This window comes from Paenibacillus sp. 1182 (assembly GCF_017833915.1).
Taxonomy (GTDB): Bacteria; Bacillota; Bacilli; order Paenibacillales; family Paenibacillaceae; genus Paenibacillus; species Paenibacillus polymyxa_D.
In genome coordinates this window covers 127,583-141,479 of record NZ_JAFICR010000014.1, presented here as the reverse complement: position 1 = coordinate 141,479, position 13,897 = coordinate 127,583, and the positions used below count along the sequence as shown (strand labels likewise).

The window sequence follows — 13,897 nt, the reverse complement described above, 5'->3', positions numbered from 1 at the left end:
CCATTTTGGAGGATTAGCGAAGTGGCCAAACGCATCAGACTGTAAATCTGCTCCCTTACGGGTTCGGTGGTTCGAATCCATCATCCTCCACCAGTTTTACGAGCCATTAGCTCAGTTGGTAGAGCACCTGACTTTTAATCAGGGTGTCGAAGGTTCGAGTCCTTCATGGCTCACCATTGTATTACATGCGCGTGTGGCGGAATTGGCAGACGCACTAGACTTAGGATCTAGCGTCTTTGACGTGGGGGTTCAAGTCCCTCCACGCGCATCTTGTTTTTGCGGACGTGGCTCAGCGGTAGAGCATCGCCTTGCCAAGGCGAGGGTCGCGGGTTCGATTCCCGTCGTCCGCTCCATTTATTAGTCCCCTTAGCTCAGCTGGATAGAGCGTTTGACTACGAATCAAAAGGTCGGGAGTTCGAATCTCTCAGGGGACGCCATTAACTTCATAAGCCGGTGTGGCGGAATTGGCAGACGCGCGCGACTCAAAATCGTGAGGGAAACCGTGGAGGTTCGAGTCCTCTCACCGGCATCTATTTCGGGATGTAGCTCAATGGTAAAACTCAGCCTTCCAAGCTGGTAGCGTGGGTCCGATTCCCATTACCCGCTTTATATATATGAAAAAGGAGAGATGGCTTATTTTTATGCCATCTCTCCTTTTTTACTTTTAAACTGTTTTTATCGACATCACAAGCAGTAGAAACTCCAAGCCAATCTCCTCCATATACTTAAGTTTCAGCTCGTAGTTCAATTCTTGAAGGCAATATCAGCATGCAGACAGAAAATTTCATCGGAAATTACCCCGCCTCCAGCACCCCGCAACCTAACTCTGGTATCGGCGAGAGAAGCAACCGCACCAGATCCAAAACTTCAATCTGCTTACCGTTCAATAGGCTTTGAGCGAAGCGCTGACCGGAGTCTTCTTCGTCTGAGAAGCAACTGGACATGGTGACCATGGATATCACGATGCCAGATATGACAGGTGCACACGAGGCTTTCTATGGATAGGGCGTACAACTAACGAGGAACGATAGTTAAATAACACACAATGTTGAGCAGGCGCTTCAAGTCTGCTCTCTTTTTATTAAACTAAAGGGCAGGATAGTTATAAATATGTTAAAATAAGGGAGAATAAAATCAGAGGTGAGCTAATGTTCAATCCGAAGATCTTCTTCTATTAGTTGTGTCTAAGGTCATGGCTTCAAATGCCAAAATCTAACCCGGCACAACGGGGATGAAGATGTTTACACGGGAAGAGATTCAATTCTGGGAAGATGAGAAACAGCAAAGTCTGGAGATCAATAATAAGCCCAAAGATCCAAGAAAAGAGAAGCTTAAGGATTTCCGTAAAGGAATCAAGAGTGTTCATTACAACAAAGAATGTAAGATAGCAAGAAAAGATGATTATCGTCTGTATAGAACAAAAATGAAACGACTGATGCGTAGTGAAGAATACGAGCTCCTACACAGTTACAAACGAACGAGTGGTTGGATTACTTGGTAAATGAGGTAGCCTTTGAATGAACTCATCCTATTGTTGAAGTGAGTAGCAGTAGGGCAGTTCATGAGGGGCTGCTTTTTTTCATTGAGCTAACGGGCAGTTTAGTTGAACAAGATAAGTGGAGGTTTTATGTCGCATTTGACGCAAACTGTGAAGGAGGAAGCTGGGAAAATGATAGCTAAGTGTAAAGTGTTGAGTTAACTATCCAGCTTGTTTGTTGATGTCTTTAATGTTTGTGCAGCCTCATCGAGATAGATATCTAAATAAGTACCATCAGTAAATTTAATAACCACAGCATTAGTAGTGATGGCGACATCTTCAATCGTCCTACCTTTAAGTTTTTCAGGTATAACTTTGAAATTAGTCGATTCCACATTCATCAAATCCTTTCATTGATTACACATCTTAGTAATCGGTAATAAGTATATAAAACCTATATTAGTCTAACACTTCTCATAATAAAAGTAAAAGATGAATGATAGAAATACTGAACAGTACGAAGATATTGTGTAATAAAAGAAAGCGTGCTTATTCAACTAACGAGGAACGTTAGTTAAATAAAGAACAGCGGTAGTCTAGGACTTTCTCCTTTTTCAGTCCAAGGCTGCCGCTATTACTATATTCAATTCAGTCTAATACTATATTTTTATCAGACACCGGCTTTCAGAACGGCATCAGAGGTGGGGAACTCCAATAAGGTTTTCAACGACACCGCAGAATGAAGATCTCCGATAAACACCCTTGTATTCAGGAGACATCTGATCCAATGCGGCTTGGAACTGCAGTTTAATTTGAATATATAGACCGGTAAACGCGTCATGCTGTCGCGATAAGTTTCGGAGATTCAAGCAACTGAACGCCCCTTGTTTTATAATGATCAAAGTCTTCTTTGTAGAAATAGAATCATCTTCGGTTGATTACTCCTCGGGTAAAAGTTATGAACGGTTGACCTTGGCTTCAAAACGCTTTTCCAGCTCGTCCCAGTTGGGTGTAGGGACCCGGGTCTGTTCCTTCCAAAGGTGAAACACGCAGCTCAAAGCTACGATTTCCCCTACGGATCCGTCAACCAGTCGGCTGATCGGCATCCTATGATAAATTTTCATAAAAAGGCGCATTAACGCCGGTCGTTTGCGGATTAGTCACGCTTGCGCGGCCGGCGTTAGCGGATATTGTAAGGCCTCTAACCACGCGAAAGCCTTCGTCCATAGCGGCGATCATCTGCCGCAACAACTTGTCGTCCCCGGCGGTTTTTTTCATTTGACGCTCGTGTATAACCGTTACAAAGTTTAGCGCAATGATAGGCACGATATAATTCTTCAACCGTGCATCTATATTTTCATGATAGATAGGTATCGTACTTATTTGGTTTACATATGCGGGTACGCCCCCTTCCATGCAGAGGGTCTTTCCCAAACAAACATGGCCTAACGGCTACCATCATGAATGGAAATGTCTTGGCTTGTGAATCTGAACCTCCTTAATGGAGGTACAGGGCATAGGCCGAAAGTTTTTTGGTAGGACATACTCTGAATCCTTAATTTCCCGGCTTCGAGGAACTATAGGCAGCATCGTATTATCTCGCTGGTCGAATATTAAAAGCGGTGTTTGTGAATACCAGTCTATGTGAACACTATTTAACAAACTAACAAATTCGCCATTGAAAATCTTCTCTTGAATCAATTTTGGTATACTATGTGGTAGATAAGAGAATTAATTTGAAGTCGGGCTATAAGTGTGTTTCTACAACAACTTGAGAAATGAATTTGATTTTGGTGAAAAGCGGAAGCTGTTAGGGCGTAAAGAGAGAAGAGGAGGAATGGAAATGTCGTATCTCGTTGATTTTAAAGATGTATCTACGGTTGGTTTAGAGTCTTCACCTGTAGCAGAAGCGCTTGCTGGTTTACGTGCTAATGAGGCCCGTTATTTTATGAACAAATACAAGCATGAGTTTACGGTTGTACCAGCTAGCCAAAGCCCGGAGAGCCTTGATTATGTGAACCGAATTTTGAGAGAAGAACGTGATATTGCGTTTGCGGCTAAACCTTTAGAAACGTCGCGTTTTCAAGTGGAAAATATCCAATTTACCTACGTTTTTTATGAGGATGGTCTTGCAATCAATGTCATGTATACGGTGGATGACCCTAAAAAGCGGGCTGTTGGTTTTAAGCTTTCTGAGGGGATGGAGGTACCAAAGGAGCTAGAAGGGAAGTTTAAGTTTGCTAGGCAGAAGTCTAAACTAGCTGGAACAATTCGGGGTTCGTTTTTTGTAATTAAAAGACAATATTAAAGTAAGCAAAAGTGCAAATGGAGGAATCCAGCCCCTTATTCTCTTTGCAAAAAAATGTGAAATTAAAGCAAGGGCTATCCCGCAAAAGGATGGCCCTTTTTGAAAGAATGATGAAAAGCTACCGCTTATCGTATGATTATCAAACAGGAAGATCGCGGGTAGTCTCTGATAAGGAGACTATTTTTTTTGAGAACTTGCCCCTTAAGCCAACGCGGTGAACCATGCCATAAGTGAAGATGAAAAATTCTTGTGGGAAGTGAGCTAACAATACGATTAGCCAGAATAGTTTGATGCGAATGAAGATAACAACACTTAGTGTGGTATGCACTCGTGTTGATCTCGTTTTAATATCCAAACTTCTATTTCATACATGTTGTTGTTAGTCCATGTCTTGCTTCGCTTTTCTCAAGTGCTTTATTAAGCGGCCCATGATCGATTCTCGATCTCGTCTCCAATCAGTTGTTGAAGTAGTGAGACTGTTCGAGGTCGTGGATCAGTGCAGGTTGCACAGGCCGCCATCCCAGAAGTTCCTGAGTTGCAACGCTTGATCTCGGGATATCGAGCGCTGCAAGTGTGCTGAGGAAGCCGAAGTGGGTATCTGCTTCTTCACGTGAAATGCTGACAACAGGCACGTTCAGGTGTTTACCGATAACACTTGCGATGTCGCGAAATGGCACGCCTTCATCTGCGACCCCATTTAGTCGTGAACCGGCGGGTGCCTTTTCTAACGCAAGGCGGTATAGATGTGCGGCGTCAAGGCGGTGCACAGCCGGCCAGCGGTTGGTCCCCTCTTCTACATAGGCTGAGAAGCCCTTCGTTTTGGCAATGTTGATCAGTCCCGGCACAAATCCTGTGTCACCCTCACCGTGTACCGAAGGACAAAGCTCTACGATCGATGTCCGCACTCCGCGCTCAGCCAGCAATAACATTACGTTTTCTGCTGCCACTCCATTGGCGTGCGTGGTGATCACGAACGGCTTCCCGGACCCTTCCAGCGCCGCCCCCATCGCTTCGACGGCGTGCAGATCTGCTGTGAGTGTCCTGGCGAAGTTCGAGAAGTCGTGATTGAATGCCAGATGAATAATGCCATCCGCAGCAGCCGCGCCACTACGAAGGCTGTCGAGATCGTCAATGTCACCGCGGTGCACTTCGGCCCCGGCCTCTTTTAGTTTCGCAGCGCTATTGTCTGAGCGCACAAGACCGACGACCTGATGACCCGCATCAATGAGTTTACGGACGACAGCGGAACCGATGTAACCTGTCGCTCCTGTTACGAAAACACGCATCATGAAATCCCCCTTAGGCTACTAACCATTGTTGTATAAATTATAATTACCACGCGATGGGTCCATCCTCATCTGAGAACGTTCCTGTTGGACCGTCCGCACCAATCATCGCAAGCCGGACTGCTTCACGCGCCCCTTGTTCAACACTACGAGTGCCAGCAAAATTATTGAGCGCAGTCGATGTAAAACCTGGACAGGCCGCATTGACCTTGATGTTTGTCGATTCAAGCGCAAAGGCAAAGGCAAGTGTCACCGCATGAACAGCCGATTTTGATGCCGAATAGGCCCCAAACATCGCACGATGTGAGTTTTCCGGAATGGAATTCCAGCTAAGGGAGCCGCCGGTGCTGCCCATGTTGACGATGCGTGCTGCCGGAGCCTCACGTAAAAGTGGCAACATGGCCTGGGTGACTGCAATGACACCAAAAACATTAGTTTCATAAACCGAACGAATGTCTTCGAGCGAAGCAACGGTCAAAAGACCGCTCGTCGCGCCACTGCTCGGAAACGGATCGTCCGGTTTACCTGCGTGTGATATGCCCGCATTGTTCACAAGTACATCGAGACGACCAAATTCGTTCCGAATACGCTCTGTTGCAGCAACAATGGAGTCCTGATCGGTAACGTCGAGCTGGAGAGCGTGCGCATCCGAACCGATGCTTTTGGAGGCAGTTTCTCCATTCTCGAGGCTGCGTGATCCAACGAGCACGGTGAAGCCCTGTTCCGCTAGATCCTTCGCAATCTGTAAACCTATTCCTTTATTGGCACCGGTGATCAAGGCTACGGGTTTGTCCTGCATGGTCGTAATCTCCTTTTTGGTATGGGGCACCATCTATATATTTCCCGTTGGATGTGGGATAATGATACTAAATCACACAAAAACGAAACTGTAAAGTTCCGGAACTAATGAGTTTCTTAATATATATTTTAAAAGGAGCTAAGTTTATGAGTAAAATAAAAAAGGAAATGTCTGAGAGGGGCGAATTATCTGAGGTTGTGGCAGAAAAGCCTGCGCAAACATTGGGACGCAAGAGAGATCACACGCGGGATGATAAAATCCTCGAGGCGGCAATCGACATCCTCGCCGATACGAGTTTCGATGGTATGACAATGGACATGGTCGCGGCTCGAGCAAAGGCTGGGAAGGCGACGGTTTACCGCCGCTGGTCTTCCAAGGCGGAGTTAGTCCGAGACGCCTTGGCATGGATGAATCGAAATCATCTTGAGCTCGAAAGCTTGCCTGATACAGGAAACCTGCGCGAAGATCTCCTCGTGCTTTTGAAGCCACAATCGATCGCGGAAGAAGAACGCAAATTTCGAGTCCTAGCGGGCCTAGGCTCCTTTTTGCAGCATCCGGAATTTGCCGAAGCAGGAACAGCCGGGATTTTCGAGCCATGGGTTGTTGTAAACCGCGAGCTTATGAACCGAGCCGTCGTCCGCGGTGAAATTCCTGCTCACGCGGACATTGAGATGGCTTGCCAGGTCATTACTTCAATGGCTTCTTTTCGTGGACTCATTCAGCGCAAACCGTTCGACAAGTCTTTCTTCACAGCGCTAATCGATGGTATTCTACTGCCTGCACTCAAAAACCCGCAAACAGATCCAAATATCATGGACCGATGATGACCAGGCGCTTACCAGAAGAATCTACAAGGTGGATCAAGATGTGAGCAGGATTGGTTTCAGGATAGTGAGCCTAGGAGAAAAATATTACGGAGTCGAACGCTTTGTTGTATTTATCACAGAACGGGAACGATACTTGAATTTAGAACAGGGAGCACACTGCCACTGTGAGGTACAAAAAAGACTCAAATGTGATTTTGGTTGACGCAGTGAAGGACGGTTTAAATTATGTAATCATATTGAAAGAGTGGTGTGGTTTGTGGTATAACATCAACCTACTTAACACCCAATATTCTAAAAATGGATTTTAGTCTAGCGAATAACCGGCTATTCGTCCATGCCTAAAATAAACAACTCGCGTACACTGAACCATATTTATAGGGAGGTGTCGTTGTTGAGTTGTCCGGATAAAAAAAAACGTGCAAAAAGAAAACCACAAATGTTTGCCATCCAAAAGAAAAGAAAAAAGAAACTGTTGAGTTTTCTGGATAAAAAAAAATCGTGCAAAAAGAAAACCGCAATTGTTTGCCATCCAAAAGGAAAAAAAAAGAAACGACGTCTTCTAGTTATTAAAAAAATAGTGCGGGTACCGTGTCCTCCACCTAAAGGTCAGCAATTACTTCAAGGACTTGCGGGAGCAATTGCAGAAGCTGGACCTCAAGGACTTGTAGGAGCACTTGGCCCCCAAGGATTGGCAGGGCTCGCAGGAGCGATAGGCGCACTTGGTCCCGAAGGACTTGCAGGAGCACTTGGCCCCCAAGGATTGGCAGGGCTCGCAGGAGCGATAGGCGCACTTGGTCCCGAAGGACTTGCAGGAGCACTTGGCCCCCAAGGATTGGCAGGGATTGCAGGAGCGATAGGCGCACTTGGCCCCGAGGGACTTGCAGGAGCACTTGGCCCCCAAGGATTGGCAGGGATTGCAGGAGCACTTGGGGCGCTTGGCCCCCAAGGACTTGCAGGAGCACTTGGTCCCCAAGGACTTGCAGGGATTGCAGGAGCGATAGGCGCACTTGGCCCCGAAGGACTTGCAGGAGCACTTGGCCCACAGGGACTTGCAGGGATTGCAGGAGCAATTGGTGCAGCTGGATTGGCAGGACCAACAGGAGCAGCAGGACCAGCAGGACCAGCAGGACCAGCAGGACCAGCAGGACCAGCAGGAGCAGTAGGACCAGCAGGACCGGTAGGACCAGCGGGACCAGTAGGAGCAGCAGGAGCAACAGGTCCAGCGGGACCCGCAGGGCCGGCAGGTGGAGTATTAGGCTTTGCAGATTTCTTTGCCTTGATGCCTCCTGATAATGCAGCAACTGTTGCTCCCGATACAGACGTAAGTTTTCCGCAAGATGGTCCAATCAGTGGGACTGCAATTACCCGTATAAATGCGAGCTCTTTTAACTTGGCTACAATTGGCACTTATCAGGTTTTGTTTCAGGTAGGTGTAAACGAACCGGGTCAACTCATTTTAACACTCAACGGCGCTGATCTGGCTTATACGGTGGTCGGGCGTGCAACAGGTACTTCTCAAATAGTAGGAATGGCTCTTGTGCAAACAACGGTCATTAATTCAGTACTCACAGTGCGAAACCCTGCTGGCAATGCCGCGGCACTCACGATCACTCCATTAGCTGGAGGAACAAGACCAGTTTCCGCGCACCTTGTTATTACGCAGGTTGCATAGAGGGAAAGAAATGCAGTATTTTTCGATAATAATGCCAATATCAACGATAGTTCAATAACCACGAGGAGACGGCAGACGATAAAGTGGCTGTCGTTTTCTCAACTAACGAGCAAATTAGCTTAATAAATACATTGATGCCGCAAACGAAAAAGAGGAGTAGATATCCTTAGGGCATCTACTCCATACTTTTAATTGTTGGTTCTTTTGGCGTAATCAAAACCTACGGGTGATCTTTTAAAAGATGGTTAGATATCGAGTTTACGGGTACCGATCCATTTCACCATGTCAGGATCGCGATGTGAAAAGAACAGGCTCTGTTTCGTATCTAACGTAGTAATCGACTCCATATCCTCCTGGATTAACTCAAAGTCAAAGATATTGAAGTTTTCGATAATTCTTTCTTTACGAACAGACTTTGGAATCACAACAACTTCTCTTTGTGTCAACCAGCGTAAAACCACCTGAGCAACGGATTTATTATACTTTTCAGCTATGGATACCAATATTTCATTCTGGAACAAGTTATTTTTCCCTTCAGCAAAAGGCGCCCAGGATTCGATCTGAACATTATTCTCTTTCATGAATTTTGCATTTTCAATTTGCTGGTTGAATGGGTGCGTTTCAACCTGATTCACGGCAGGAACTACTTCATTATGAATAATCAAATCGATCAGGCGATCCTCATGGAAGTTACTAACGCCGATTGCACGGACCTTTCCTTCACGGTACAAACAGACACCCACTTCACATCTTTATTATGCACCAGATGACAAAGCGATCGTTATCCCGTTCGTGCCAAATGTTTGCCTAATCCTCTCACTACCACCTATTTAACAGATAAATATGGACTATAATCGAACTTTAAAGAATGACGGCACGGGGAGGATCAAATGTCTGAAAATAATCACTAAGCAGCAAATACCCCATACCCTATCCCAGAAATTCTTTACATACTCAGACTCCAAATTCTACCTTAGGAGCGAATCTATTAAATAAATACCTTCGCATCTGGAAAACCCAACGTAACGATTCCCCACTACAGCAACTCAAATTAAATTTCTCAATTTCACGGTGTCCGTTTGTATAATCTGATCACACCCCGATATATCTAAAAATGCCTCCCTTGCTCTCTATCTAAATTTCCTGTCTCTCCATCCTCTGTAATCTTAATTCAGATAAATCTGTCGTAGCTTGGTTGATTGCCGATCTAACAGTATCCCTCTATTAGGTTGAAATCCTATATAAATCGGTTGAAAATGTTGATTTTACCAATGGACAAGGATTTGTACAATAGAGTTGTAGCGCTTACATTTCCAAGGAGGTTGCGGCGAAATGAAGAGAATTCAGGTGATTGCCAAACAAATCAGGACCCCGAGATCCAAAAGGAGGCCGTGTTGATGAAATTTAAGGGAATATTGGCGGCGTTTTTATTTTTAACCACAGCGTCTGTGTTGTTTGGAGTGCATACGGCAGAGGCCCATGAACTATCCAATGACAAGCTGACGATTCAGACAGGCGAGCATGGCGAAATTTCATCCATACGTATCAAGGGAGATGCTTTTCCGACAGAGTATGTCATGAACGCAACGGTAACACCTGAACAGAACACCGCAGATCATCAGTGGCTAGGGGAGCTGATGTTCACGTATCGATTGGATGGAGGTAGCTGGACGAAAGCATGGACGAACAAGTCGGCAGACGCACGCAAGATCACAATCAGTGGTAACCGTGTCACTGTCACGTACGAGAACTCTACTAATGCAGAAGGCATACGCAATTTTAAAGTCATCGAAACGTATTCGGCAGAGTCGAATGGTTCGGTGTTGTGGAATATACAGGTACAGAATACAAGTGGGAAAAAATTGGAGATTGGCGATTTCGGTTTGCCTCTGCCTTTTAATGAGCAATGGACTAATGGTGATGCGATCTACGAAACTAGAGTGGTGACGCATTCCTTTGTCGGCAATAACAGCTCCTATATTACAGCTGGGCGTCCCAGCGGCATTGGCTCTTCCCTTTTGCTGATTCCTGATTCGACAACAGGTGCGGGTTTTGAATATCAGGATCACTGGCGGGATGAGGAGCATCCGGGCAGCAAATGGGCCTGGAATCCGGCCAATGAAGGTAAATGGCTGGAAGGGCTGAATGTATTTTATATTCATTCCAATGTCATCAAGTCCACCAACCGGGGCTATTTGCCCAATACAAGCCTGATCCTGAATCCCGGTCAAAGCAAAAACTATGGCTTCAAGTTTCTGGCTGTGAAGGACGAGCATGATGTAAAAGATACGTTGTACCAAGAAAACTTGGTGGATACAACAGTCGTACCCGGCATGATCGTGCCTACGAATCAAAAGGCGAAGGTGGACCTGCGCTCCAAGCAGGCGATCAGCAAAGTAACCTATCCCGACGGAACCGTTATTCCAGAGACGGATAGCAAGGCTGGAGGACACCACATTTATGAATTGAAATTTACTAAATTGGGTCCGAATTTCATAACGGTAGAATACGGCAATGGCAGCAAAACGGTTCTACAATTTTATGCCATCGAGCCGATTGATCAAGCGCTGCAACGGCACGCTACATTTATGGTCGACAAAACCCAATGGAATGTACCGGGTGATCTGCGCGACAAGGTATTTGACGATTGGATGATGCATACCAAATCCAAACGGAACATTTTCAACGGCTACTGGGGCTGGGGAGACGATTGGGGTCTGACGCACGGACAGTTTCTGGCTGAGAAAAACACACTGTCTCCGGTCGCTAAAGAGGTGCGGGCCGTAGACGATTATTTGGAAACGGCGATCTGGACGAATCTGATGAACGGACATCATGAGGATTATTTAATTCATGATTTCTTGATGCCAGAGCCTAACGATACACCGACCTATCGAGGGTATGCTTATCCGCATGTATACAACACGTATTTCAGCATGTACAAGATTGCCAAGGAATACCCGGATCTTGTTACTTACAAGCATCCAAAGGAAACGTATTTGCTGCGGGCGTATAACATTTTCAAAGCATTGTATGAAGGGCCAGTCGCGTACAACTGGGAAACAGGTTTGATGGGCGAACTGACCACACCGGATATTATTCAGGCACTTCATGATGAAGGCTATGATGATGAAGCGAATGATCTCAAGGAAAAAATGGATCGCAAATATAACAATTTTAAAAATACAAAGTATCCTTACGGTTCTGAATATAGCTATGACAATACAGGGGAAGAGGCTGTATATACGTTAGCCAAACAGAATATAGATACAGAGGGCGAGCAAAGCAAAGCCCTGGAAATGATGAGTAAAATTAATGCCAAAACCCGTGCGGCACGTGGTCACATGCCCGTATGGTACTACTACACCGATCCGGTGACGATTACCGGGGAGAACTGGTTTAACTTCCAGTACACGACTTCGCTTGCTGGATATGCGATGGATGACTGGATTCGCCATCATGAGGACAATCACCGTGAGGAACAACAACGGTTGTCCTATGCAGCTAAAATTGCCAATGTCGGAGCGATTAACTCCGGGCAAATCAGCTCGGACCCTGAAAACATCGGGGCGGTCGCATGGACGTATCAAGCGGAAAAAGGCAATAACGGCACGAACGGCACTGGCGGCGGTAAAAATGTTCCGCTTTTTAACGGCTGGCGCGGCATGAGCGGCGAGGCTGATCTCGGATTGTTCGGTGCGCTCAAAACGTTAAGTGCTGATATCGCAATTGATCCTATTTTCGGATTGACGGGCTACGGTGCAGAGGTGAGCAAAAGCGGCAACGTGTATACGATCAAGCCGCTGGATGGCCTGTTCAAGCGCATCAATCTGATCACGGAAAAGCTGTATATCGAGCTGGAAAAGGACCAATATACAGAAGCCAAGCTGGCAACTTCCAAGGATTACGTATGGCTCCAACTGAAAAATCAAACGCCGGGTCAAGCCCATTCCACGTACGTTACATTTGACGGTTTGAAAAAAGGAACGTATTTGGTTAAAGTAGGCGGTCAATCACAAGGGAAGTTTAATGCGTATGCGCCTTCCAACAAGCTTAAATTGGAGATTGGTACAGCATCCTCCTACACGGTAGAGCTGACATCGACCACACCTGATCCGAACAAAGCACCTGTCGTGGATGCCGGCAAAGATTCGAAGGTAAAGCTGCCGGATCAGATCATTCTGAAAGGCACGGCTACGGATGATGGGCTTCCGCAAGGAAAGGTGACAAACGAGTGGAGTCTGGTTGAAGGACCACAGGACGCGAAGGTCACATTCAGTAACAAAACATCACTGCGCACAAAGGTGGACGTTTCCGAGCCGGGAACGTATGTGTTCAAGCTGACAGCCAGCGATTCTCAGTTGTCAGCGGAGGCTAAAGTAACGGTGGTAGCTGAACCGGCGGCTCCGTTACTTGAACAGCTCGCAGTTTACAAGTTTGATGAAACAAGCGGTTCTGTAGTTGCGGATTCATCAGACAGCGGCAATGATGCTGCCGTGAAGGGAACGGCTGCCTGGGCTACGGGTAAAACAGGCAATGCTGTCAGCCTGAACGGCAAGGACAGCTATGTGCAGCTTCCGGCGGGTATTGTCAGTCGGGCACAGCAATTGACCGTATCCGGCTGGGTCAAAGCGAACAGCCTGAGCGATTATGTACGGATCTTTGACTTCGGCTCCGGGACGAATGAATATATGTTCCTGACGCCTAAAGCAGGAAATACCATGCTGTTTGCCATTACCAATCAAGGCAACGGGCAGGGACAGGAGCAGACGATTGAAGGCCCTGTACTGCCGACAGGCGTATGGAAGCATGTTGCGGTCACGCTTTCAGGTTCCACAGGTATTTTATACGTGGATGGAAAAGAAGTGGGACGCAATACCAACTTGACCCTGAATCCTACCAGTCTGGGACAGACCAAAAATAATTTTATCGGCAAATCTCAATACCCTGATCCTTATTTCAATGGTCTGGTGGATGAATTCCGGATCTACAGCCGTGCTTTGAATGCTTCTGAGGTAGCAGGTTTGGTCTCCGGTACAGCACAAAGCCTAACGGGAGTCGAGAAAATTACGGCTTTAAAAGAAGTAAACGTGACGACTCGTACGGGTGAAAAACCCGAACTGCCAAGCGTAGTGGAAGCTACGTATGGCGAAGGCTCCACTAAATGGGTGGCTGTGGAATGGGAGGATATAGACCCTGCACAATATGCTGCTCCAGGTTCGTTTGAGTTGAAGGGCAAAGTAGAAGGGACAGAGTTAAAGGCAATGGCGAAGGTAACCGTGATTGAGGTAGGGGCTGCGGTTCCATCGGTAACACCGGTTGGCCCGGAGAATTCAGTAACCCCGCCAACTACGACATCCCCGGTAACATCTGCCTTACCGCCTCGACCTGTCAGCTCCGCTAAATCAGCGGGGGTATTCTGAATGGGCGGCAACAACGCATAGTCATGACTAATTTTTCCCATCGTCACTTTCCTCCTATAAAGGGGAGAGTGGCGGTGGGTATCCTTGCATTTGGAGTGCAAAGCT

The 13,897-nt window shown here is 46.5% G+C and carries 11 protein-coding genes, 6 tRNA genes and 2 pseudogenes; 11 read left to right on the top strand and 8 right to left on the bottom strand.

The features are described 5' to 3' along the window. Nucleotides 1-7 precede the first annotated feature (7 nt). The 6 genes from JOD82_RS24085 to JOD82_RS24060 all read left to right on the top strand — a co-directional run bounded on the left by JOD82_RS24085 (nucleotide 8) and on the right by JOD82_RS24060 (nucleotide 529). A tRNA-Tyr gene (locus JOD82_RS24085) sits at nucleotides 8-93 on the top strand. 7 nt (nucleotides 94-100) lie between these two features. After that, nucleotides 101-176 (top strand) — tRNA-Lys (locus tag JOD82_RS24080). Between the two features lie 11 nt (nucleotides 177-187). After that, nucleotides 188-268, top strand: a tRNA-Leu gene (locus JOD82_RS24075). A 10-nt stretch (nucleotides 269-278) separates the two neighbouring features. Next, a tRNA-Gly gene (locus JOD82_RS24070) sits at nucleotides 279-353 on the top strand. A gap of 7 nt (nucleotides 354-360) precedes the next feature. Next, nucleotides 361-437 (top strand) — tRNA-Arg (locus JOD82_RS24065). A 12-nt stretch (nucleotides 438-449) separates the two neighbouring features. Beyond that, nucleotides 450-529 (top strand) — tRNA-Leu (locus JOD82_RS24060). A gap of 265 nt (nucleotides 530-794) precedes the next feature. On the opposite strand, the gene JOD82_RS24055 is transcribed toward JOD82_RS24060, so the two are convergent. Further along, on the bottom strand, nucleotides 795-944 hold the full coding sequence (locus JOD82_RS24055) for a hypothetical protein (protein ID WP_209950076.1): 150 nt from the start codon (nucleotides 942-944) through the stop codon (nucleotides 795-797). Nucleotides 945-1,237: 293 nt separating this feature from the next. Here JOD82_RS24055 and JOD82_RS24050 point away from each other — a divergent pair, with 293 nt between their 5' ends. Then, nucleotides 1,238-1,501: a hypothetical protein gene (locus JOD82_RS24050; protein WP_231109524.1), complete on the top strand. Its 264-nt coding sequence runs from the start codon at nucleotides 1,238-1,240 to the stop codon at nucleotides 1,499-1,501. 194 nt (nucleotides 1,502-1,695) lie between these two features. Here JOD82_RS24050 and JOD82_RS24045 read toward each other — a convergent pair whose 3' ends face one another. The 4 genes and pseudogenes from JOD82_RS24045 to JOD82_RS24035 all read right to left on the bottom strand — a co-directional run bounded on the left by JOD82_RS24045 (nucleotide 1,696) and on the right by JOD82_RS24035 (nucleotide 2,911). Beyond that, nucleotides 1,696-1,872: a hypothetical protein gene (locus tag JOD82_RS24045; protein WP_196765492.1), complete on the bottom strand. Its 177-nt coding sequence runs from the start codon at nucleotides 1,870-1,872 to the stop codon at nucleotides 1,696-1,698. Between the two features lie 290 nt (nucleotides 1,873-2,162). Beyond that, a pseudogene (locus JOD82_RS29370) lies at nucleotides 2,163-2,395 on the bottom strand (IS110 family transposase); the annotation flags it as partial. Between the two features lie 38 nt (nucleotides 2,396-2,433). Continuing rightward, nucleotides 2,434-2,601, bottom strand: a complete 168-nt coding sequence (locus tag JOD82_RS24040) for a hypothetical protein (protein ID WP_209950075.1) — start codon at nucleotides 2,599-2,601, stop codon at nucleotides 2,434-2,436. Next, on the bottom strand, nucleotides 2,585-2,911 hold the full coding sequence (locus tag JOD82_RS24035; protein WP_209950074.1) for a hypothetical protein: 327 nt from the start codon (nucleotides 2,909-2,911) through the stop codon (nucleotides 2,585-2,587). The genes JOD82_RS24040 and JOD82_RS24035 overlap by 17 nt, the downstream gene beginning before the upstream one ends. A 409-nt stretch (nucleotides 2,912-3,320) precedes the next feature. Between JOD82_RS24035 and JOD82_RS24030 the strand changes: the two genes are divergently transcribed. Further along, nucleotides 3,321-3,785: a phage tail protein gene (locus JOD82_RS24030; protein WP_209950073.1), complete on the top strand. Its 465-nt coding sequence runs from the start codon at nucleotides 3,321-3,323 to the stop codon at nucleotides 3,783-3,785. 455 nt (nucleotides 3,786-4,240) lie between these two features. Here the strand turns inward: JOD82_RS24030 and JOD82_RS24025 are convergent, their stop codons facing one another. Continuing rightward, a complete protein-coding gene (locus tag JOD82_RS24025) occupies nucleotides 4,241-5,071 on the bottom strand; it encodes an SDR family oxidoreductase (RefSeq protein WP_209950072.1) in 831 nt (276 codons plus the stop codon). A gap of 46 nt (nucleotides 5,072-5,117) precedes the next feature. Then, a complete protein-coding gene (locus JOD82_RS24020) occupies nucleotides 5,118-5,870 on the bottom strand; it encodes an SDR family oxidoreductase (RefSeq protein ID WP_209950071.1) in 753 nt (250 codons plus the stop codon). Nucleotides 5,871-5,977: 107 nt separating this feature from the next. Here JOD82_RS24020 and JOD82_RS24015 point away from each other — a divergent pair, with 107 nt between their 5' ends. Next, nucleotides 5,978-6,694 carry a TetR/AcrR family transcriptional regulator gene (locus JOD82_RS24015; RefSeq protein ID WP_245249126.1) on the top strand — a complete coding sequence of 239 codons (717 nt, stop codon included), beginning with the start codon at nucleotides 5,978-5,980 and terminating at the stop codon, nucleotides 6,692-6,694. A gap of 394 nt (nucleotides 6,695-7,088) precedes the next feature. Further along, entirely contained in the window at nucleotides 7,089-8,369 is a 1,281-nt protein-coding gene (locus JOD82_RS24010; RefSeq protein ID WP_245249125.1) for a collagen-like domain-containing protein, read from the top strand. Nucleotides 8,370-8,614: 245 nt separating this feature from the next. Here the strand turns inward: JOD82_RS24010 and JOD82_RS24005 are convergent. After that, nucleotides 8,615-9,100 (bottom strand): annotated as a pseudogene (locus JOD82_RS24005) (aldo/keto reductase); the annotation flags it as partial. Nucleotides 9,101-9,766: 666 nt separating this feature from the next. On the opposite strand from JOD82_RS24005, the gene JOD82_RS24000 reads away from it, so the two are divergent. Next, the gene (locus JOD82_RS24000; RefSeq protein WP_209950069.1) at nucleotides 9,767-13,792 is read left to right on the top strand and encodes a DUF5695 domain-containing protein; all 4,026 of its coding nucleotides are present in this window, start codon (nucleotides 9,767-9,769) and stop codon (nucleotides 13,790-13,792) included. The last annotated feature ends 105 nt before the right edge of the window (nucleotides 13,793-13,897 follow it).

Coding starts and splice junctions, on each gene's coding strand:
- JOD82_RS24055 (WP_209950076.1), bottom strand. CDS start 944: ATGTCCAGTTGCTTCTCAGACGAAGAAGACTCCGGTCAGCGCTTCGCT.
- JOD82_RS24050 (WP_231109524.1), top strand. CDS start 1,238: ATGTTTACACGGGAAGAGATTCAATTCTGGGAAGATGAGAAACAGCAA.
- JOD82_RS24040 (WP_209950075.1), bottom strand. CDS start 2,601: ATGAAAATTTATCATAGGATGCCGATCAGCCGACTGGTTGACGGATCC.
- JOD82_RS24030 (WP_209950073.1), top strand. CDS start 3,321: ATGTCGTATCTCGTTGATTTTAAAGATGTATCTACGGTTGGTTTAGAG.
- JOD82_RS24025 (WP_209950072.1), bottom strand. CDS start 5,071: ATGCGTGTTTTCGTAACAGGAGCGACAGGTTACATCGGTTCCGCTGTC.
- JOD82_RS24020 (WP_209950071.1), bottom strand. CDS start 5,870: ATGCAGGACAAACCCGTAGCCTTGATCACCGGTGCCAATAAAGGAATA.
- JOD82_RS24015 (WP_245249126.1), top strand. CDS start 5,978: ATGAGTTTCTTAATATATATTTTAAAAGGAGCTAAGTTTATGAGTAAA.
- JOD82_RS24000 (WP_209950069.1), top strand. CDS start 9,767: ATGAAATTTAAGGGAATATTGGCGGCGTTTTTATTTTTAACCACAGCG.